Source organism: Devosia lacusdianchii (genome assembly GCF_022429625.1).
Classification (GTDB): Bacteria; Pseudomonadota; Alphaproteobacteria; order Rhizobiales; family Devosiaceae; genus Devosia; species Devosia lacusdianchii.
On the sequence record NZ_CP092483.1, the window covers coordinates 3,799,821 to 3,819,576 of the forward strand.

General features: G+C 63.7%; 21 protein-coding genes and 1 tRNA gene. 7 read left to right on the forward strand and 15 right to left on the reverse strand.

Annotated elements, in window-relative coordinates; genetic code table 11:
• The first annotated feature begins 169 nt into the window (after positions 1 to 169).
• Both MF606_RS18700 and MF606_RS18705 read left to right on the forward strand, forming a co-directional pair.
• Positions 170 to 964 (forward strand): thermonuclease family protein, encoded by a 795-nt coding sequence (locus MF606_RS18700; protein ID WP_240230835.1) that lies wholly within the window; start codon positions 170 to 172, stop codon positions 962 to 964.
• Between the two features lie 5 nt (positions 965 to 969).
• Complete coding sequence (locus tag MF606_RS18705; RefSeq protein ID WP_240230836.1) at positions 970 to 2,454, forward strand: M48 family metalloprotease; 1,485 nt, start codon at positions 970 to 972, stop codon at positions 2,452 to 2,454.
• Between the two features lie 6 nt (positions 2,455 to 2,460).
• Here MF606_RS18705 and MF606_RS18710 read toward each other — a convergent pair whose 3' ends face one another.
• From MF606_RS18710 to MF606_RS18730, 5 genes are all read right to left on the reverse strand, one after another.
• Positions 2,461 to 2,658: a Flp family type IVb pilin gene (locus MF606_RS18710; protein WP_240230837.1), complete on the reverse strand. Its 198-nt coding sequence runs from the start codon at positions 2,656 to 2,658 to the stop codon at positions 2,461 to 2,463.
• An 18-nt stretch (positions 2,659 to 2,676) separates the two neighbouring features.
• Positions 2,677 to 3,084, reverse strand: coding sequence for a (deoxy)nucleoside triphosphate pyrophosphohydrolase (locus MF606_RS18715; RefSeq protein ID WP_240230838.1), 408 nt, complete (start codon positions 3,082 to 3,084; stop codon positions 2,677 to 2,679).
• Entirely contained in the window at positions 3,081 to 3,830 is a 750-nt protein-coding gene (locus MF606_RS18720; RefSeq protein ID WP_240230839.1) for a GNAT family N-acetyltransferase, read from the reverse strand. The genes MF606_RS18715 and MF606_RS18720 overlap by 4 nt, the downstream gene beginning before the upstream one ends.
• A 1-nt stretch (position 3,831) precedes the next feature.
• On the reverse strand, positions 3,832 to 5,064 hold the full coding sequence (gene argJ, locus MF606_RS18725; RefSeq protein ID WP_240230840.1) for a bifunctional glutamate N-acetyltransferase/amino-acid acetyltransferase ArgJ: 1,233 nt from the start codon (positions 5,062 to 5,064) through the stop codon (positions 3,832 to 3,834).
• A 193-nt stretch (positions 5,065 to 5,257) separates the two neighbouring features.
• Positions 5,258 to 6,193, reverse strand: a complete 936-nt coding sequence (locus MF606_RS18730) for a DMT family transporter (RefSeq protein ID WP_240230841.1) — start codon at positions 6,191 to 6,193, stop codon at positions 5,258 to 5,260.
• A gap of 170 nt (positions 6,194 to 6,363) precedes the next feature.
• Between MF606_RS18730 and MF606_RS18735 the strand changes: the two genes are divergently transcribed.
• A tRNA-Arg gene (locus MF606_RS18735) sits at positions 6,364 to 6,440 on the forward strand.
• Positions 6,441 to 6,448: 8 nt separating this feature from the next.
• Here the strand turns inward: MF606_RS18735 and MF606_RS18740 are convergent.
• The 9 genes from MF606_RS18740 to MF606_RS18780 all read right to left on the reverse strand — a co-directional run bounded on the left by MF606_RS18740 (position 6,449) and on the right by MF606_RS18780 (position 16,619).
• Positions 6,449 to 7,216: an SDR family NAD(P)-dependent oxidoreductase gene (locus MF606_RS18740; RefSeq protein WP_240230842.1), complete on the reverse strand. Its 768-nt coding sequence runs from the start codon at positions 7,214 to 7,216 to the stop codon at positions 6,449 to 6,451.
• Entirely contained in the window at positions 7,213 to 8,916 is a 1,704-nt protein-coding gene (locus tag MF606_RS18745) for an SMP-30/gluconolactonase/LRE family protein (RefSeq protein WP_240230843.1), read from the reverse strand. Before MF606_RS18745 ends, MF606_RS18740 begins: the two co-directional genes overlap by 4 nt.
• Positions 8,917 to 8,926: 10 nt before the next feature.
• Positions 8,927 to 10,060 carry an ABC transporter ATP-binding protein gene (locus tag MF606_RS18750; protein ID WP_240230844.1) on the reverse strand — a complete coding sequence of 378 codons (1,134 nt, stop codon included), beginning with the start codon at positions 10,058 to 10,060 and terminating at the stop codon, positions 8,927 to 8,929.
• 4 nt (positions 10,061 to 10,064) lie between these two features.
• Positions 10,065 to 10,895 (reverse strand): carbohydrate ABC transporter permease, encoded by an 831-nt coding sequence (locus tag MF606_RS18755; protein WP_240230845.1) that lies wholly within the window; start codon positions 10,893 to 10,895, stop codon positions 10,065 to 10,067.
• Positions 10,896 to 10,904: 9 nt separating this feature from the next.
• Positions 10,905 to 11,861 (reverse strand): carbohydrate ABC transporter permease, encoded by a 957-nt coding sequence (locus MF606_RS18760; protein WP_240230846.1) that lies wholly within the window; start codon positions 11,859 to 11,861, stop codon positions 10,905 to 10,907.
• A gap of 59 nt (positions 11,862 to 11,920) precedes the next feature.
• Positions 11,921 to 13,177 (reverse strand): ABC transporter substrate-binding protein, encoded by a 1,257-nt coding sequence (locus MF606_RS18765; RefSeq protein ID WP_240230847.1) that lies wholly within the window; start codon positions 13,175 to 13,177, stop codon positions 11,921 to 11,923.
• A gap of 61 nt (positions 13,178 to 13,238) precedes the next feature.
• Positions 13,239 to 14,501: an ABC transporter substrate-binding protein gene (locus MF606_RS18770; RefSeq protein ID WP_240230848.1), complete on the reverse strand. Its 1,263-nt coding sequence runs from the start codon at positions 14,499 to 14,501 to the stop codon at positions 13,239 to 13,241.
• Between the two features lie 22 nt (positions 14,502 to 14,523).
• A complete protein-coding gene (locus MF606_RS18775; protein ID WP_240230849.1) occupies positions 14,524 to 15,693 on the reverse strand; it encodes a mandelate racemase/muconate lactonizing enzyme family protein in 1,170 nt (389 codons plus the stop codon).
• Positions 15,690 to 16,619, reverse strand: a complete 930-nt coding sequence (locus tag MF606_RS18780) for a dihydrodipicolinate synthase family protein (protein ID WP_420842267.1) — start codon at positions 16,617 to 16,619, stop codon at positions 15,690 to 15,692. The genes MF606_RS18775 and MF606_RS18780 overlap by 4 nt, the downstream gene beginning before the upstream one ends.
• A gap of 68 nt (positions 16,620 to 16,687) precedes the next feature.
• Between MF606_RS18780 and MF606_RS18785 the strand changes: the two genes are divergently transcribed.
• Positions 16,688 to 17,683 carry a 2-dehydro-3-deoxygalactonokinase gene (locus MF606_RS18785; protein WP_240230851.1) on the forward strand — a complete coding sequence of 332 codons (996 nt, stop codon included), beginning with the start codon at positions 16,688 to 16,690 and terminating at the stop codon, positions 17,681 to 17,683.
• Here the strand turns inward: MF606_RS18785 and MF606_RS18790 are convergent.
• Complete coding sequence (locus MF606_RS18790; RefSeq protein ID WP_240230852.1) at positions 17,631 to 18,524, reverse strand: aldose epimerase family protein; 894 nt, start codon at positions 18,522 to 18,524, stop codon at positions 17,631 to 17,633. The genes MF606_RS18785 and MF606_RS18790 overlap by 53 nt on opposite strands.
• A gap of 121 nt (positions 18,525 to 18,645) precedes the next feature.
• Between MF606_RS18790 and MF606_RS18795 the strand changes: the two genes are divergently transcribed.
• The 3 genes from MF606_RS18795 to MF606_RS18805 all read left to right on the forward strand — a co-directional run bounded on the left by MF606_RS18795 (position 18,646) and on the right by MF606_RS18805 (position 19,754).
• The gene (locus MF606_RS18795; protein ID WP_240230853.1) at positions 18,646 to 18,954 is read left to right on the forward strand and encodes a DUF1905 domain-containing protein; all 309 of its coding nucleotides are present in this window, start codon (positions 18,646 to 18,648) and stop codon (positions 18,952 to 18,954) included.
• A gap of 100 nt (positions 18,955 to 19,054) precedes the next feature.
• Positions 19,055 to 19,543, forward strand: coding sequence for a CAP domain-containing protein (locus MF606_RS18800; RefSeq protein ID WP_240230854.1), 489 nt, complete (start codon positions 19,055 to 19,057; stop codon positions 19,541 to 19,543).
• On the forward strand, positions 19,533 to 19,754 hold the full coding sequence (locus tag MF606_RS18805) for a sulfurtransferase TusA family protein (RefSeq protein WP_240230855.1): 222 nt from the start codon (positions 19,533 to 19,535) through the stop codon (positions 19,752 to 19,754). Before MF606_RS18800 ends, MF606_RS18805 begins: the two co-directional genes overlap by 11 nt.
• The last annotated feature ends 2 nt before the right edge of the window (positions 19,755 to 19,756 follow it).

The following is a 19,756-nucleotide window of genomic DNA, read 5'->3' on the forward strand; positions in this document are numbered from 1 at the left end:
CATCCGGTCTCCCTGGCTGCCCGATGAACCAACCCACCCGCAGGAAGACGTCCACCGTCTCTTCCGCCGCTGTTTGCTTCCGAAATCACGATCTGTTCATCATTTTTTGCCTTATTTGGGTGCATGGTGAACAATGTCTTTCCGGGGCCCTGATTTGCTCAAAACTAGCTTGGTTCATCTTGTTGCGCTTGCCGCGCTATCGTCGGCATCGACGGCAGCTCTTGCTTGCGAGGCTTTGCGCATGGTGCCGGGTGGAACTGTCGTCCAAGTTACCGATGGCGATACGGTGGTGCTCCATACCGGAACCGTCGTGCGGATGATCGGAACGCAGGCGCCCAAGCTGCCGCTGGGCCGCGAGGGCTTCGAGACCTGGCCGCTGGCGCCCGAAGCCAAGGCTGCGCTCGAGGCCATTGCCCTCAACAAGACCGTGCAACTGGGTTACGGCGGCGAGGAAATCGACCGCTACGAACGCGCCCTGGCCCATGTTTTCGTCGAAACCGACGACGGTCTCGTCTGGGCCCAGCAGGCGATGGTCGCCCGGGGTTTGGCTCGCGTCTATTCCTTCCCCGACAACCGCGCCTGCCTCGATCTTTTGTTTGCGGCAGAGGGCCGCGCCCGCACGGCCGGGCTTGGAATCTGGCGCGATCCCTATTACAGCACTCGTGCGGCGGACGCGCCCGGCGACCTCCTCGCCCGGGCCGGTCACTACGAACTTGTCGAGGGACGCATACTCCTCGCCGATCAAAGCGGCGGGCGGGTCTATCTCAATTTCGGCCGGTTCTGGAAGGAAGACTTCACCGCCGTGATCGAGGCGCAGGCTCTGCGGCTTTTCGCCGAGACGGGTGTCGATCCGCTGATGCTCGAAGGAGCATTGGTGCGCGTCAGGGGGTGGGTGGATGACCGGGATGGTCCACGCATCGAAATAACCCATCCCGAGCAGATCGAGGTTCTGGCGACACGATGACGAGCATGGGGCACATCGCCGAAGACATGCGGACCGGATTGCGGAATGGCCTGCTGGCCGTCTCGCTATTGGCGCTGTCTGCCTGCACCACCCTCACCAGTTCGAACATTGCCGTGAGCCAGACCGGCGATCGGCCCGCCCCGACGGTCGTACCCGAGGGCACCGATCCCGACGACGCCGTGATTGGCCGCCGCGAACATCCGCGCATCATCGCAGCCTATGGCGGGGTCTATTCGGACCGCCCGGCCGAGATCATGGTCGCCCGTATCGTTGGGCGCCTGCTTGCCGCCGCCAATCAGCCCAATGCGCAATTCCAGGTCACCATTCTCGACAGCTCCGAGGTAAACGCCTTCGCGCTGCCGGGTGGCTATATCTACGTGACGCGCGGTATCCTGGCCCTCGCCTCCGACACCAGCGAGCTCGCGGCCGTCCTGGCGCACGAAATCGCCCACGTGACGCTGCGCCATGCCCGCGCGCGCACCGACCGCACCCGCACCACCGAAATCGTCGATCGCGTGATCACCGGCGTCTTCGGCGGCGACACCTCTACCGACGCCACCGCCAACCGCACCCGTGAATCCATGGCCGCCTTCGGGCAGAACCAGGAACTCGAGGCCGATCGCGAAGGCATCAAGTTTGCCGGCAAGGCGGGCTACGATCCGCAGGCCGCAGCGCGCTTCCTTGGCGTCATGAGCCGTTTCGCTACCTTCTCGGCCGGCGCCGGCAATGCCGATGAGGGCTTCCTGTCCTCGCACCCTTCAACCCCGGCCCGCATCCAGAAAGCGCTGGATACCGCGCGCACCATGTTCGGCCAAACCAGCATGGGCGAGACCGATCGCGACGGCTATCTGGCCTCGATCGCCGGTCTCACCTTTGGCGACAGCCCGGCCCAGGGCTCGATCGTGGGCCGCCGCTTCCTGCATTCGGCATCGAAGTTCACCTTCACGGTGCCCGAAGGCTATACGCTGCAGAATTCGCAGAGCGCCGTGGTCGGCGTGGCCGGTGACGGCGAGGCCGTGCGCTTCGACAGCGCCGACGTGCAGCCCAATGTCGCCCTGACCGATTATCTGAAGTCCGGCTGGATCGCGGGCCTCAAGGCCGACAGCGTCAGCAGCCAGAGCTATAACGGTATCGAGATGGCCTCCGGCCTGGCCCAGACCGACCAGTGGTTCTTCCGCGTCTCGGTCATGCGGCTCGACGGCCAGGTCTATCGCTTCATCTTCGCCGCCAAATCCGACAGCGCCCGCTTTGCCGCCGGCGCCGAGTCGACGCTCAAGAGCTTCCGCCGCACCGATTCTTCGGACCTGGGACAGATCCGCAAGGTCGCCATCCGCGTCGTCACGGCAAAAACCGGCGACACGGCCGATACCCTGGCACGCCAGATGGGTGGGCTCAATCGCGGTACCGACCTGTTCTACATCATCAATGACCTCTATCCCGGCGACCCCGTGGTCGTGGGCGAGAAGTACAAGGTCGTGGTGCTGCAGTAGCCCGAACTAGAGGTTGTCGGCCCGTTCGCCGATGACCTGAGCAGCGGCGCCCGTGCCCTCGCCCATCAGATTGGTCAGGCCGTTCCCCAGGATCATGAAACTGGCGATTGCGGCGACGCTGATCAGTGCGGCCAAGAGGCCATATTCGATAGCGGTAGCACCGCCGTCGTCATCGATAAATAGCCGGATGGTTTCTACCAGCATGCGCGCCCCCGCGGACAACTAGAGCAAATCGCACAGGGCTGCGATCAGCGGCTCATCGGCCGGCGGCATGGCAAAGTCACGCAGCGCCTGCGGACGCACCCACTTGAGCGCGGTATGCTCTCTGGGCTGCGGCACACCCTGCCATTTCCGGCAGGCGTAAAGTGGCATCAACAGGTGAAAATTCTCGTAAGAGTGACTGGCGAAAGATACCGGAGCCAGGCACGCGGTTTTGGTCGAAACACCAAGCTCTTCCTCGAGTTCACGGATCAGCGCGTCCTCGGGGCTTTCGCCGGGCTCGACCTTGCCACCAGGAAATTCCCAGAGCCCGGCCATGGACTTACCCTCAGGGCGCTGCGCGATCAGCACGCGCCGGTCGGCATCAACGAGGGCGCAGGCGACGACGAGAAGCAGCTTGTTTTCGCTCATGCGCCACCGGGAATGCGATAGGTGTAATCATACTGGCGGCGATAGCCGAGAGCGGCATAGAGCGCCTGCCCACCCGGATTGTCCGCCGCCACATTGAGCGCCGCTATGCCCGCGCCCGCCTGCTTGGCCCAGGCAAGCCCTGTCCGCATCATGCCAGCGGCATAACCCTTGCGACGCTGGGTCCTGTCGGTGATGACATTGCCGGTAATGACGATGCCGTCAGCAATGGCCATCAACGCGGTGGCCACTGGCGCGCCTTCGGGCGAGTATTGCACGATGCCGCAAGCGGGCACCGCGACCACGCCGAGCAAAGCCTTGAGCCTTTCCAGCCTTTCATCCGGATAGTTCCGGAGTTGCTGTTGAACGACGAGAAATTTTGGGTCGAGCAGATCATACACCTCGCCGCGCGGGTCGGCCGCGACGGTTCCCAATTCCATCGCGAACAGATGGCTGGCATCGACCTCGGCCCAGCCCTGTTCGTCGAGCGCCGCAACGGTCTTGGGCCCGGCCAGCGGCGTCACCCGGAAGATCGGCCGTAGGCCGCGCGTCTCGAACCACGCTCTGCTTGCGGCGATCCGGGCCGGCGCATCGGTGTCATCGGCAGGGTCAAGGCTTTGCACCGAATTGGCGCGCTGCGTGTAACCATTGGCGGCGCGGCGCACCCAAGCGCCATCCCACTCCACCTCTATCCCCGGCCAGGCCTTGAGGCCGGACCGTTCGAACACGTCGGCGCCGGGCAGAACCATATCAGCTCCGGTAGTCGCCATTGATGGTGATGTAGCCATGCGTCAGGTCGCAGGTATAGACGCTGGCTTTGCCATCGCCGAGACCCAAGCTGACCGTCAGCTCCAGGTCCTCACCCTTCATGTAGGCGCTGGTCGCGGCCTCGTCATAGACCGCCGCCCGCTCGCCGTCCTTGGCAACGAGGAGGTCACCAAAGCGGATGGCGAGCTTGTCTCGATCGGCCGGCTCACCGGCCTTGCCAACGGCCATGACCACGCGGCCCCAATTGGCATCCTCGCCGGCAATGGCGGTCTTGACCAGCGGGCTATCGGCGATCGACTTGGCGATGCGGAACGCGCTGGCGTCTGAGGTTGCGCCCTCGACATGGATCGAGACCTGTTTGGTCGCACCCTCACCGTCGCGCACCACCTGGATGGCAAGATCGAACAACACATCCCTCAGCGCTTCACCGAAGGTCTCGGCGCGCGGATCGTCGAGGCTGTCGATCGCCTCGACCCGCGCTTTGCCGGTAGCAAAGGCCAGTAGCGTATCGGATGTGGAGGTGTCGCTGTCGACAGTGATGGCGTTGAAGCTGGTTTGCACATGGCGCGCCAGCAAGGCCTGTAGCACCGGCGCCGCGATGGGCATGTCGGTGACAACAAAGCTCAACATCGTCGCCATATCAGGGGCAATCATGCCCGAGCCCTTGGCAATGCCGTTGATCCTGACTTCCACCCCGTCGATCTCGAGGATGGCGCCCGAAAGCTTGGGGAAGGTATCGGTGGTCATGATGGCCTTGGCCGGGTCCATCCAGGGGCCGTCATTGAGACGTGTCGCCATCGTATCGAGCACGCCGGCAAACTTGTCGGCATTGAGCGGCTCACCGATTACTCCGGTCGAGGCCAGGAACACTTCGGATGGCGCGCAGCCCAGCGCCTTGGCGGCATAATCGGCCGTCAGCGCCACGCTTTCTTTACCCTTTGCGCCGGTAAAGGCATTGGCATTGCCCGAATTGACCACCAGACCCCGCGCGACCCCGCCCGGCAGGTTGGCCTTGCACCAATCGACGGCAGCCGACGAACATTTGGACTTGGTCAGCACGCCCGCAGCGGTCGTGCCTTCCTCGAACGCCATCAGCAGCACATCGGTGCGGTTCTTGTACTTGATGCCGGCCTCGGCGGTGGCAAAGCGCACCCCCGATATGGCCGGCAGATCCGGGTAGGATTTGGGAGCAAGCGGGGAAACCGGGTGGGCCATGTGCCGAGCCTTCTGGAGCAGACGAATTCGACCCCCGGTGTGCCCGAAACATAAGGCATTCGCAAGACTTCGAGCCGTCCCGTAGGGCAAATCGCTCCAGTGGAGCGATTTGAGGCGAGAAGGCCATGAGGGCTACGCTCGAATGGCCGGGCCCATGAACCGATGTCCTGCAAACCCCGACGCCATCAGGGCGTCAGCGGCCAGCAAACCGAGACCGCAGCGCCACGCCGACGCCGGCTAGTCCGATAATTGCCATCCCCATAAGACCGAGCCCGTCCGGCAACTGTCCGAACACCAGCCAGCCCAGCAGGCAGGCCCACAACAGGTGCAGATAGCCCATTGGCGCCAGCAGCGACGCTTCGGCATAGCGATTGGCGGCGGTGAAACAGAAATGGCCGAGGCCGGCTGTCAGCCCGAGACTGATGAAAAGCACGATTTCGAACGGGCTCGGCACCGCGCCAAACCAAAACCACGGCATGGCCAGCCCGAAACAGATGGCGCCCACCAGCGCCGAATAGAACAGCAGCGCCAGCGTCTTCTCGCTGCGCACCAGGATGCGCGAGAGCAGGTAATAGGTCACCGTGACCCCGACATTGCACAGGGCGAAGGTCACCCCGGCAGGATCGAGCCCGCCGCCAGGCCGGGCGATCAGCACCACGCCGGCAAAGCCACCCAGCGCAGCCAGCCAGCCGATGACGCCGATCTGCTCGCCCAAAATGGGCCGCGCCAACACGACGACCACGATTGGCGAGAGATAGATGATCGAGACCGTCTCGGCGATCGGCATGCGTTGCAGCGCCAGCCCGGCAAACAGCGTCGCCACGACCAGGCACAGCGACCGCGCCACCACGAGCCCGGTCCGCTGGGTCGTCACCAGTTCGGGCCCGCGCGTCGGACCGAGCAGCGCCAGCATCAGCAACGCGTGGACGATGTATCGGATGGCGGCCACCAGCGGCACATCATAAGTGGCGATGAGGTATTTGTTGGTGGCGTCATTGGTGGCAAAGAGCATGGTCGCGGCAATGGCTAACCCGATACCGAGCAGGGGGCGATGCTCTGTCAGGCTGACAGGTGGCTTGGCCGCGTCATCGATCTCCGCGCTGACATCGGCAACGGCCTCGTCACTCATCATTGGTCCCCGTAAGCCCGCTGTCGACAGAATCGTCGACGGCAAGTCTATCGGGCCAGCTCGCAGGCGATTAGGCCATTCGCGGCGCATGTGTCCATGAACCGCATTCATCAATCGCGCCCCGCGAACGGGGTTTCGCAATACCGGCGCATTTGCTATCCACGAGCCGTGGTCTCGTAGCTCAGCAGGATAGAGCACCGGATTCCTAATCCGGGGGTCATGGGTTCGAATCCCGTCGAGATCACCACCTCCACGTCACCGCAGCATATGGCCGCCATCGGCTATGATGGTCTGGCCAGACATGATGCGGGCATCGTCCGAGGCCAGCCAGAGCGCCAGGCGCGCAATATCGTCGGGCTGCACCAATTGCTTGACGGCCTGGCGAGCGAGCGTTTGCTCGACATAGGCGGGATCAAGTCCGCCCGCGGTCGCGCGTTCGGTCATCGTGCGACCAGGGGCAATGCACATCACCCTGATGCCGTCGGGTCCGAGGTCGCGCGCGAGGCATTGCGTGAACCCGCCTATGGCGGCCTTGGCCGTGCCATAGGCGATGAGACCCGCCGCGCCCTGCATCCACGAGGTCGAGCCTAGATTGATGATCACGCCGCCACCAGCTCCCTTCATACCCGGCGTCACCGCCTGGGCGGCAAAGGCTAGATGGCGCAGGTTGACGGCCATGCGCTCATCCCAATAGGCGGGCGTCATATCCGCGAAATCATGGCGCTTGTCGTTGCCGGCATTGTTGATCAGCACCCGGATCGGCCCGAGTGCCTCCTGCACGGAGGCGATGGCCAGCTGGAGCGCGGCAATATCGGTGACGTCGGCCGGCGACGCGATCGCCCGCCCGCCAGCGGCGATGATCTCATCGGCTACCTGGGCTCCGCCAGCCGCGTTGAAGTCGATCACGCCGACCGGAGCACCCTGTCGGCCGAAGGCCAATGCCATGGCCTTGCCGATACCCGAGGCGGCGCCAGTCACCACGACGGGCCGGTCGCGCAGGCTGGAATAGGTGCTTTCGATCATCCGGCAAACAATCCGCCCGGCTGGCCGCGCACGCCAGGCTCGAAGGCAAAAATACCGCCAGACAGCGGCGCTTCGACCAGCATGCGCTCGGCGAGGCGGATGCGGCCCGACGTGATGTAGAGCCGGTCGAGGGTCGGGCCGCCGAAACAGCAACTCGACGGTCGTGGCACCGGCACGCCGACGACGCGGTCCAGTCTACCGTCGGGCGCATAACGCCGGACCGACCAGCCATCCCAGACCGCCACCCAGATAAAGCCCTCGGCATCCACGGTCAGCCCATCGGGCTTGCCCTCGACGGCAGGAATGTGAATGAGCGGACGGCGGTTGCTGACCGTGCCGCTCTCAAGGTCGAAATCGTAGACGAACACCCTGCCTTGCGCTGAATCGGCAAAGTACATCTTGGTGTCATCGGGGCTCCAATCCATGCCGTTGGACACGGTGAAACCGCTATCCACCCGCCGCCATTGCCCGTCCGGTTCGATACAATAGAGGCTGCCCGACGGTGCCGAAGCGTCCAGCGCCATGCTTCCGGCCCAGAAGCGCCCGCGGCGGTCACATTTGGCATCGTTGAAGCGATTGGATTCGATGGCCTGTTCGGGGTCGACCACCGGCGTCAGCGCTCCCGTGGCGATGTCGAGCAGTTCCAGCCCATTTTGGGTCATAACGGCATGCCCGCCCCGGGTCCGGGCCGCAATCGAGGTCACCATGCGCGGGACCTTGACCGCGCTGTCCTGGCCGGTTGCGGGATCAAAGACGTGCACGGCCGGGGAGAGAATATCGAGCCACAGCAGCTTGCCGTCGGCCGAACTCCAGACCGGACCCTCCCCGAGATGGGCAGCCACCGGCAACACGCATTCGGCATTGGCCGTTCCCTCGATGCGGGGCCGCTCGGGTGCGTTGATGCTCATAGCAGTCGCTCCGACATTGCCTGAAATGCGCCGCGCCGCCTCCATGAGGTCGCGGCCAATCGTGTGCAGACGATCAATGCTGATGCGCTCGCGCGGACCGGAAACTCCGATGGCTGCGATCGGCTCGTGCCGGTGGTCGAGCACCGGCGCAGCGACCGACACGACGCCGGGGACGTGTTCCTCGAGCGACAGCGCATAGCCGCGCGCCCGGGTCAGGCTCAGATCAGTCATGAACTCGGCCTCGTTAGCCGGCCGCTTGGTGACATCGTCCGAGGCCAGAAGCTCGGCGATCAGGCTGCGTTGCCGATGCGGCGACAGGAAGCTCATTAACGCCTTGCCGCCCGCCGTATTGTGCACCGGCGCGCGGCGGCCGACCTCGATGCGAAAGCCGAACGCGTCCGGAGACAGGCGCCGGTCGATATAGAGGATAGCGCCATGCTCCAGCTCGCACAGCGACACGGTCTCATGCGTCAGGTCGGCCAGCCGATCCAGTTCGGGAGCTGCCGCGCCGCGCAGATCGAATTCATCCCATACCTTGTGGGCCAGCTCGAAGAAGCGTGGTCCCAACCGATAGGTCTGGTCGGCCTCGTTGAAGCGAATGAGGCGGAACTCCATCAGCCCCTCGAGGATGCGATGCAGCGTGCCCTTGGGAAAGCCGGTGAGCTTCAGCAGCTGGGTGAAGCGCGGGGGCCGGTCCACCTCGCCGAGCAGATCGAGCACGTAGAGCCCCTTGCCTAGGGCCGTCGTGCCCATCGGCATTTCATATCCGCCAAGACGCTTCAGTTCGGGCATGATGATTCCGTTATCTGATCGCCTCTTCTGTAGCCGGATCGAACAGGTGTACGGAAGAGTTTGGCTTGAGGGCAAGCCGCACCACTTGTCCGGCCAGCGGCTGGCCGACATCATAGAGACGAGCGATCAGCGTGCCGCTGCTGGACGCTTCATGCTCGTGCTCCCCTGCCACCGCAACGGCGACCTGACGACCCGGCATTCGGAAATGCACATAAGCCTCGTTGCCCAGGCTTTCGATGAGCGTGGGCGTGATTTCGAGGGCCGGCGCACCGGGCGCGGCCAGGGTCAGGGATTCCGGGCGCACGCCGCAGACGACGTCCTTGCCGATATAGCCAGCGGCCGCAGCACCATCGAGCTGGAGCCGGAGGCCGCCGGCATCGACGCTGAGCCCACTTGCATCGCTGGTCACAGTGCCCCGGATGAAGTTCATCGCCGGGGAGCCGATGAACCCGGCCACGAAGATATTGGCCGGCCGGTTGAACAGCTCATCGGGGCTGCCGATCTGCTGGACCACACCCTTGCGCATGATGACGATGCGGTCGGCCATGGTCATGGCCTCCGTCTGGTCATGCGTCACATAGATCGTGGTCGTGCCGATGCGCCGTTGCAGCGCCGTGATTTCGGCCCGCATCTGGACGCGGAGCGCCGCGTCCAGGTTGGACAGCGGTTCATCCATCAGGAACAGCCGCGGTTCGCGCACGATGGCCCGGCCCAGGGCCACGCGCTGGCGCTGACCACCCGAAAGGGCGCGTGGACGGCGATCGAGAAAATCGGTGATTTCGAGCGCCTGCGCGGCATGCTCGACCCGCTGGTCGATCTCCTGCTTGCTCGTGCCCCGCATCTTGAGACCGAAGCCGATATTCTGGCGCACGGTCAGGTGCGGATAGAGCGCATAGTTCTGGAACACCATGGCAATATCGCGCTTGCCGGGAGCGAGTTCGGTCACATCCTCCCCACCAATGAGAATGCTCCCGCCACTGGCAGCTTCGAGGCCGGCCAGGATCTTGAGCGCCGTGGATTTGCCACAGCCGGAAGGTCCGACGAAGACGACGAACTCGCCGTCTTCGATACGGAGGGACATATCCTTGAGCGCGTGGAAGGCGCCGTAGGACTTATTGAGGTTCTGAATCTGAATGTCGGCCATGGCGTTATTTTCCCGCGCCAGCGGCAAGGCCGCCAACGAGATAGCGTTGCAGGAAGAGGTAGGCGATCATGATAGGCAGGGCTGCCAGGAGCGAAGCGGCCATGATGACGTTCCAGTCGGTCTGATACTCGCCCTTGAAGGTGGCGATGCCGACATTGGCCGTCCAATTTCCGGCCGCATTGGCCAGGAACGTGCGGGCATAGAGATAGTCGGCCCAGGACAGCACGAAACCATAGAGGGCAGTGGCGGCAAGGCCAGGCGCCGCAACGGGCAGGATGACGCGGAACAGCGCCCCCCAGGGGGTGCAGCCATCGACCTGCGCCGCCTGCTCGAGCTCCTGCGGAATGGAGTCGAAGTAGCCCTTGAGCATCCAGGTGGCGAAGGGAACGATAGCCGTCGCATGGGCAATGACCAGCGACCACAGCGAGCCCATCAAGCCGAGGTTACGAAAGATACTGAACAGCGGAATGATCAGCATGGTGGCCGGCAGCATCTTGCTCATCAGGATAAACAGGCCCACCGCCTCGCTGCCCCGCATGGTGTAGCGCGAGAGGCTATAGGCAGCCAGCACCGAGACCAGCATGGAAATGGCCGTTGCCGCCACGGCCACCAGCGCCGAGTTCATCAGCCAGCGCGGCATGTCGCTGTTGAAGATCAGGTTGGTATAGGTCTGCCACTGCGGGTTCTGCGGCCAGAATTGCGGCGGGAAGCTGCGCAGGGCATTGCTGGGAGCCAGCGAGGTGATGACCATCCAGTAGACCGGAAACAGCAGGATGGCGATCACCAGCACCAGGGTGACATAGAGCAGGATGGATTGGGGCAGCGTGCGTTTCATGGCGCCCTCCTAGTAGATGGCGTGGCTGGTCTTTTTGACCAGGAAAGCGCTGATGATGGCGCAGATGAGCAGCGTCACCACGCCGATGGCCGAGGCGTAGCCCATGCGGAAGAAGTTGAAGGCCTCCTCATAGGTCATGATGGCCAGCGTCTCGGTTGCCCCCACGGGGCCGCCGCCGGTCAGCACGTAGATGATCGAAAAATCGCGGAACACCCAAAGGATGGTGAGGATCAGCGTCACCCCCAGCACCGGCGCGATGCAGGGAATGGTGATCCAGAAGAAGCGCTGGAACACGTTGGCGCCATCGACCTTGGCCGCCTGATAGTATTCCTCGGGAATGGACTGGAGCCCGGCCAGGATCATGATTGAGATGAAGGGATAACCCTTCCACACCATGACCATGGTGACGGCCGAGAAAGCGGTGCCCGGTTGGGAGAACCAGCTCACCGGACCACCCACCAACCCCGCCTTGATCAGCAGCCAGTTGAACACGCCGAACGAGGCGTCGAGAATCCAGACCCAGGTGACCACCGCCACGACTTCAGGGATCGCCCATGGCAGGGCGATCAGCATGCGGGCAAAGCTGCGGCCGCGAAACTGCTGGTTGACCAGCAGCGCCGTGCCCATGCCGACGGCCATGCTGATACTGGTGACCACCACCAGCAATTGCGCCGTCACCCCGATAGCTTTCCAGAAATCGGGCGACGAGAACAGTTTCTGATAGTTGGCGAGCGTATATTCGCTGGCGCCGAACGACAGGGTCGCGAACTTGACGTCGTGGAAGCTGATGTCGATGGCCAGCAGCATCGGATAGACCAGGATGGCCAGGATCAGCAGCGCCGCCGGAGCGAGCAGCAAATAGCCCAGCTTGCTGGCATGCCGGGGGCTGGCCAGGTCGATCCCAAATAGGCCGGATGATCGGCGAACCGGGGCAAGATCAGTGCGCGGCTGGCTCAATTCTGACATCGCCGTAATTCTCCACTAGAACGGTGTTGGTCCGCCGGGCAGGCCGGCGGACCGGCTTGCTATTGCAGAGCGGAAACCCGCTCCTGCAAGGTCGCGGCGGTGTCTTCGGCCGTGCGATTCTCGATGATCATGCGCTGGATTTCCTCACGCACGATGCTGGCCAACTCGTTGTAATGCGTCTCGAGCCCGACCGGAACGCGGTCGACGCCTGCTGCCGCGGCCTTCTCCATGGCTTCCACGACCAGCCCGTATTCGGGCGTCGAGGCCAATACGGCATCGGTGACCGAACCCGGCCGCGGTGCCGGGGCGCCGACCACCTCGGAGAACAGTTCCTGCATTTCCGGCGAGGTGGCGATGGCGATGAAGTCCCAGACCTTCTGCTTGCGCTCGTCGGGAATTTCACTTGGCATGGTGATCACCGCCGAGGCGCCACCAACCGGCGGATCGAATGGCGACGGCACGAGCTTGAGGTTCGGCTTCATCTCTTCCGAAGCGGAGGTCTCGATCACCCCGGCCAAGCCTGGATTCTCGATACGCATGGCCACCTTGCCTTCGACGAAAAGCTGGCGGGCATCGCCGCCCGTCGTGTCGGCGGGCACCAGGCCCTCACGGATCAGCGTGGCCCAATGGTCGATGGCCGCGACCATTTCGGGCGTATCGAAGGCGGGCTTGCCCTCCGGCGTGGTCCAGCTTCCGCCGGCATCCAGCACGAAGTTGAGCATGTCGTTGATGTAGTTATTGCCTGAAGCCAGATGCAGGCCGGTGCCATAGACATCGGTGATACCATCACCGTCAGTGTCCTTGGTAAGCGCCCTCGCCGCGGCCACGAACTCGTCCCAGCCGGTGGGAATCTCGAGCCCGGCCTCTTCCAGCAGGGCGGTGTTCACGCCCATGATATAGGCGAAATACTGCAGGTTGATGCAGCGCGTGCTGCCTTCCCAGGTGCACAGATTCTGTCCGGCCCAGCCATCGAGATCGAGGCCGGCCTTGTCGATCCACGGCCCAAGATCTTCCAGCCAGCCATTGGCGGCAAAGGGCTGGTATTCGAACGAAGCGAGGTGGACGATATCGGGCGGCGAACCGCCGGCGAACTGCGTCATCATGGTATCGGCAAAGTCCTGCCGGGCGATCTGCGTCGCCTCGACGGTGTCGCCGGGATGGGCTTCCTCGAACTTGGCAATCACTGCTTCCCACCAGGGACCATAGGTGTCCTCGGTGAGCTGCCAGGTCAGAAACTTGAGCGTTTCGGCTTGGGCCAGGCTTGTCGTGGCGAGCAGCAGCCCCAGGGCCGCACCCGCAATGGTGGTCTTGCGCATCCTATCCCTCCTCCGGATTTGTGCGTTGGCAGCCGCGCCCCGTGGGGGCGCGGCCGGGCTGTTACTGCAGCTTTTCGGCTTCGACCTGAATCACGCCGGCGACCTGTTCGGTCGGCAGGTTCTCAATCAGCATGCGCTGGAACTCTTCGGCAGCGATCTTGGTAAACTCGTTGTTCTGAGCCTCAAGTCCGGTCGGGATGCGGTCGACGCCAGCCGCCGAAGCGGCATTGGTCGCGTCGATCAGAAGCTGCATATGCGGCACCGCGGCGAACGCGGCATCGTTGACCGAGTTGGGACGGGGCGCCGGCGAAGCGCCCAGCTCGGAATAGAGCTCCTGGAACTTCTGACTGGTGGCGAGTTGGATGAACTCCCAGGCCAGTTCCTTCTTCTCCTGCAGCGTTTCCTTGGCCAGCGTGATCACGTTGGACGAGCCGCCCAGCGGTGGCTGCAGGGGCGAAGCGGCATATTTGAGGTGTTCCTGGATGCCCGGCTCAGCGCGCTGCACGAAGCCGTTGATCCATGGCCCGTTGATGCGCATGGCGACCTTGCCTTCCATGAACAACTGGTCGGTATCACCGCCAACCATGCCCATGGGGGTCAGTTCCTCCTCCACCAGCGTCCGCCAGCGGTTGATGCCTTCGATCGTCTCGGGCGTGTTGATCGTCACCTTGCCATTGCTGTCGGTCCAGCGGCCGCCGGCAGACAGCACATACATCAGCACGTCATTGGTATAGCTGGAATTGGCCGTGGCCAGATGCACGCCGGTACCATAGACATCCTTGATGCCATCACCGTCGCGATCAATGGTGGTGGCGCGGGCGGCGGCCAGGAACTCCTCCCAATTGGTCGGCACCGCAACCCCGGCTTCCTCGAGCAGTTGCTCGTTATAGGCCAGGATGTAGCCGAAATAGAGCAGCATGATGCAGTTGGTGGTGCCCTTCCACACACAAGCGCTCTGCCCAGCCCAGCCGGTCAGGTCCATGCCGGATTTCTCGACCCAGGGTCCCAGATCCTCGAGCCAGCCATTCTCGGCAAAGGTCTGATACTCGAACGAGGTCAGGTGCACGATATCGGGCGGTGCACCCGCGGCGAACTGGGTGATCATGGCGTCGGTGTAGCCGTCGCGCGGCACCAGGGTGAAGTCGATCGTGACGTCCGGATGGGTCGTCTCGAACTCCTCGATCACGGCGGCCCACCAGTCGCCATAGCCCTTTTCGCCAACCTGCCACGACACGAAATTAAGTGTCGTTTCGGCCATGGCCGCGCTTGGCAGCACCATGGTGCCAGCCAGCAGCAGGCCGGCCAGGGTCTTAGTCAGTTTCATCATTATCCTCCCAGATGACGTCTTATTTGACCATTTCGGCCAGCGCCTGAGCCGAAGGCTCGGCGCCGATGCCAGGTTTGTCGGGCACGATGTAGCGCCCCTCTTTCACCTCCAGCGCGCTCTCGATGTAGGGCGCGTTGCGCGCCATCACCGAGTGCTGGAATTCGTGGCCGCGCAGGGTCTGCAAGGTCGCGCTGACCTGCAGGCTGGCCGCCAGGAAAATGCCGGTGCCGATCGTGGCGTGCGGAATGACCTGCCGATGATGCGAACCAGCCAGCAGCCCCATGCGATGGAAGGCGGTGATGCCGGTATGACCCATTTCGGGCTGGATGATCGCCAGTGGGCCGGCCTCGAGGCGGCGGCGGACATCGTAGACATTGCGCCATTCCTCGCCGGCCGCGATCGGCACGGGTGACCGTTCGGCGGCACGGGCAATGCCGTCCACATCCTCGGGCTTGCACACCGCTTCGAGGAACCATGGGTCATAGGGCAGGCACTTGTGGGCCAATGCCACGGTTTCGACGTCGGTCAGTGTCCAGTGCAGATCGGCAGCGATCATCGCCTCCGGTCCCAGCGCCTCACGCAAGCTGCGGAACTCAGCCACTACGCCGTCATCGGCATGAGGCGACGCAAACTTGAATTGGGTGAAGCCTTTGTCGAGCCAGCTCCGCGCGAACTCGGCGCGCGCCGCAAGGCTCGGCCCGGGTAGTCCCGACACATAAGCGGGTATTTCGGTGTGGCGGACGCCACCCAGCAGCTTGGCGACCGGCGCGTTGCGCAGTTTGCCGCAGATGTCCCAGAGGGCTATGTCCACCGCGGCGAGCGCGTCGTGGTAATAGCCGCCATCGTGACCACGCACCCGCATCAGGTCATAGAGGTCCTCGTAGATCACCGTGACGTCGAAGGGGTCGCGGCCGATGACGAAATTGGCCAGCAGGTCGTCAATGATGGCCCGCACCGCGCCGGGCGCCACGATGCCATAGGTCTCGCCCCAACCCACCGTTCCATCGACCGTTTCGATGCGGCAGATCACCGTGCGATCCTTGGTGGGGTAGACCGTGCGGTTGCCGCCGCGAACGAAATAGCCAGCTTCGTTGACCGCCTCGCCGGCCTTGGGACCGCCCAGATAGGGCTCGTCCTGGCGGGCGATCTGGATGATGAAACTCTCGACGGACTTGATACGGCTGGTCATCGCGCAACTCCCGCGGCACGCTTTGAAGGTTCTGCCCCGACCGTGAGCAGGTCGGACAGTTCGGCCAGCATCATGTCGATCTCGGCCAGGCCATGGCGGTCGAATGCCGGCAGGGGCGCCCGCACCGTGGTGGTGGTGAACACCCCACGCCGCATCAGAACCTCCTTGGTCAGGCTCATGCGGTAGATCATCTGCACGAGCAGAATGGGTAGCGAGCGGATATAGAGTTCGCGCGCCCGACCGGTGTCGCCATCGCGATAGGCCCGGAACAATTGAGCATGCAGGTCGGCGATCTCGACGGCCGGCATCAGGGCCACGGCCCCGCGCTCAAGCTCATCATAGACATAGCGCGACCCAGCCCCGCCCATCACTCCGGCCAGTTCGGTACCAACGGCGTCGATAAGTTCGGTGATACGCGGGCCCGGCGGCAGGGTTTCTTCCTTGACGTAGCGGATGGCCGGCACGGCCCTCACGACCTGCGCGATGATCGCCACAGGCAAGCCTGATCCGACGGGCGCCGGGGCATTCTGCAGAATGATGTCGAGCCCGGCGCCATCAGCCACCGCCGCGAAAAAGGCGATCAGCGCTGCCGGCTCCGCTCCGACACTGGCGGGAGCCATGACCATGGCCGCCGAAGCGCCCGCGGCCTTGCCGGCGCGGCAAAAGGCGATGACTTCGGCAGGCGTCGCCGCACTGGCACCAACGACGAAAGGCTTGCGTCCACCCAGGGTGCGACCGACCACGCCGACCAGCCGCTCGCGCTCCTGCGCGTCCAACCGGTCGAATTCGCTCGCCACGCCGGGGAAGACCACACCATCGGCACCGGCTTCCAGGGCAAATTCCGTGACGCGGGCCATGGCATCGACATCCACGCCTCCACTCGCGTCAAACGGCGTTGGAAGAACCGGCAGCACCCCGAACAGCATCCTCAATCCCTTAGTTTGTTCCATATATTGGAACTTGTTTCTTTGGTATGGAACTATGAACATGCAGCGTGCTATCAGTCAAGTGGGCCATTGATCCGGCGCGCACGAAAAGGTGCGGCCGAAGGTCGAGGCCGAACCACAGCGCCTGGAAGGAACTGAGAATGCTGATTGGGGTGGAATGGACATCACAGGCGTTTTGCGCCGACCTCATTGAGGATGACGGCAGAGTGATCGACGTGGTGCAAAACGCCACGGGCACGACCGCGGTGCGCGACCGCCGTTTTGCCGAGACCTTCTCCGAACTGTTGCCCCAGGTTTGGCGGAACCAGGCCAAGGCCGCTTATTTTTCCGGCATGATCACCGGGCGCGGCGGTTGGGTCGAAACCGGATTCGTCGCTGCTCCGGCCGGACTTTCCGATATCGGGAGGGCGGCTGTGACCCATGCCGATGCCGAACTCACCCTGACATTTCTGCCCGGCGTCTCGTCGCTCGCGGCACTGCCTGATGTGATGCGCGGTGAAGAAATTCGGGCGCTCGCCGCGGCCGGCCAAGCAAACGCTACGGTGGTCATGCCGGGCCTTCACACCAAATTCGTTACGGTGGAGGCGGAGCGTATCGCTCGGCTGGGCACCTATGTGGGCGGCGAAACGGCTAAACTTCTAAGCCGCGATTCGCTCGTCAGCCGCTTGATCCCCGACGGCGCCGCGATCAGCGAGGCCGGCTTCGATCGCGGCGTTGCAACCGCCTGGGACCAGTCCCTGCCCGGCGGAGCGCTGCGCCGGCTGTTCTCGGCCCGCAGTCTGGTGCTGTTCGATCGCATGCCACCCGACGAGATTGCCGGCTACATACTGGGCCTGCTGGTAGGTGCCGAAATTGCCGAGGCGGAGCAGGAGTGGCCGCTGCGGAACGGCCCCGTATTGGTGCTGGGCCCAGGCGTCGAAGCGCAACGCTACATCCGTGCCTTGCGGCAACGCGGCATCGAAGCCGAGCACAGGCAGGTTTCTGCCGCTCCTAGCTTTGCGAAGCTGCACCAAGTTTTGTCCCGCCCGGAACAATTCGCATAGCGAACCGACGGCTGGCGCCCGGCGCCAGCCGGATCATCTCGGGCAGGTCCTCGAAATGGGTCGGCTCGGTCGCTGCAATCGGCAGGTTGGTCCATGGTTCGAGACAGAGAAACGGCGACGTGTCGCGGCGCCACAGGGCGAGTGTCTCAAAACCCTCGAACGACAGCGCGACATTCACCGCCTCGGTTCCGAAGGTCACCATCTCGCTGCTGACGGGCGACAGCGCGTGGGTCAGGCTGAAGAAGTCGATATCGGCCGGCCAGGCAACTTGGCCGTCAAAGCCATAACTTCGATCATCCGATAGAGGCGCGCCGCTCAGCACCAGCATGGGCGAGGCCTCCCGACGGGAGAACCCCAGGCGATGATCGCTGGCATTACCGGCGGCCGGCAGCGGCCAGGCAAAGCCGGGATGCCCGCCGAGCATGAAGGGCAGCGCAGCCTCGGTCGATGGATTGTGGACCTCGATCGCCATGGTGAGGCCGCGTTCATCGAGCGCGAAATCGACAGTCAGGCGGAACGCATAGGGGTAGACCGCCCACGTCCTGGCGTCATCGGCCAGAACCAGTCGGCACGCCGCCTCGCTCTGCTGCGCGACAGCGAAGGTACTATCGGGCGCAAAGCCATGCGGCGGCAGATTGAGCAAACCATCTCCGACAAGGACCAGGTCATCCGGATATCGGCCGATGATCGGAAAGAGCAAAGGCGCCTGCCGATGCCAGCTATCTTCCGAGCCGGGCCACATGAGTTCGCCGACACCGTCATGATGAAGCGAGGTGATTTCAGCACCGATCGGCGAGATGGCCGCGGTGAGTTGTCCAGCGCGAAGAGGAATTTTGATCATCGAAGAACTTCGGTTAGCTTGGCTTTTCTACGACCTGGCTCAACACCATAATGCCGGAGCTGATGCTGCGCTGGTGATAGTTCTGGTATTTGAGCGACAGCACTGATGCAACGAGATCGCCATGCCGCCGCTCAGATTTCAGACCATTGTCATCCATTGGCGGGGGCCGTCGCCTTTCTTTTTCGCGGCGATCCCTGCCGCTCACGTGGCCGAGATTGCCAAGGCGGCGAAGCGGGTTACCTATGGCTGGGGCATGATCCCGGTTGAGGCCCGGATCGCCGACGTCCGCTTTACGACATCGCTATTTCCCAAGGACCAGGGCTATCTGCTGCCCATAAAGGCGGCGGTGCGCAAGACGTGCGACGTCACTGTAGGCGATACGATCAATGTCGAGCTGTCGATCGGCCAGGGATCGCTAACCCGCTGTTAAGCCAAAAGCAGGCTCCTGGCGCTATTGAACGGCAGGATCATCTTTTGGCCTTGCTGCCCCCCTACTCGCCCCAGACCTTCTTTCGATCAGGATTTGCTTCATGACCGCTTTGCGCCTCTCCAAGCCGGCCATTCTGCCGCTCGCCGCCATTCTTGCCGGGCTCGCCATTTCCGCCTGCAGCATGGGTGGCGGCGGCAGCGCCGGCATCGCACTGGCGCCGGGGCTTTCGGCCCGCATGGACCAGCCGGGCGCCAGCCTCGACAAAGCGCAGGCCCTCAGCATCATCAATGCTTATCGCGCCACCAATGGTCTGCCGGCATTGACCCCGGACCCGGCCCTCGATGGCACGGCGCAGGTGCTGGCCAACCAGTATGCCCAGACGGGCACGCCGCCCAAGACGCCGCAGGACCTGGTGGTCATGAAGCTGAGCGCCGGCTACGCCACCTTTGCCGAGACTTTCTCGGGCTGGCGCAACAATCCGGCTGATGCCGCCGGTCTCAAGGCCAACGCCACCAAGGCCGGCGTCGCCGTCGCCTTCAACCAGAGCTCGGCCTATGGCGTGCACTGGGTGCTCGTCCTTGACCAATGATGTCATCGACGCACGGGGCCTCAAGTGCCCCTTGCCGGTACTGAAGATGGAAAAACGCCTGGCGGCCCTGCTGCCGGGTGCGACGCTGATCGTGCTGGCCACCGATCCCATGGCCAAGATCGATATTCCCCTGCATTGCCGGCAGCAGGGACATGACTGCGCCGTCGCCACCGAAGGCGACGTGCTGCGCTTCACGATCCAAAAGGGCTAGCG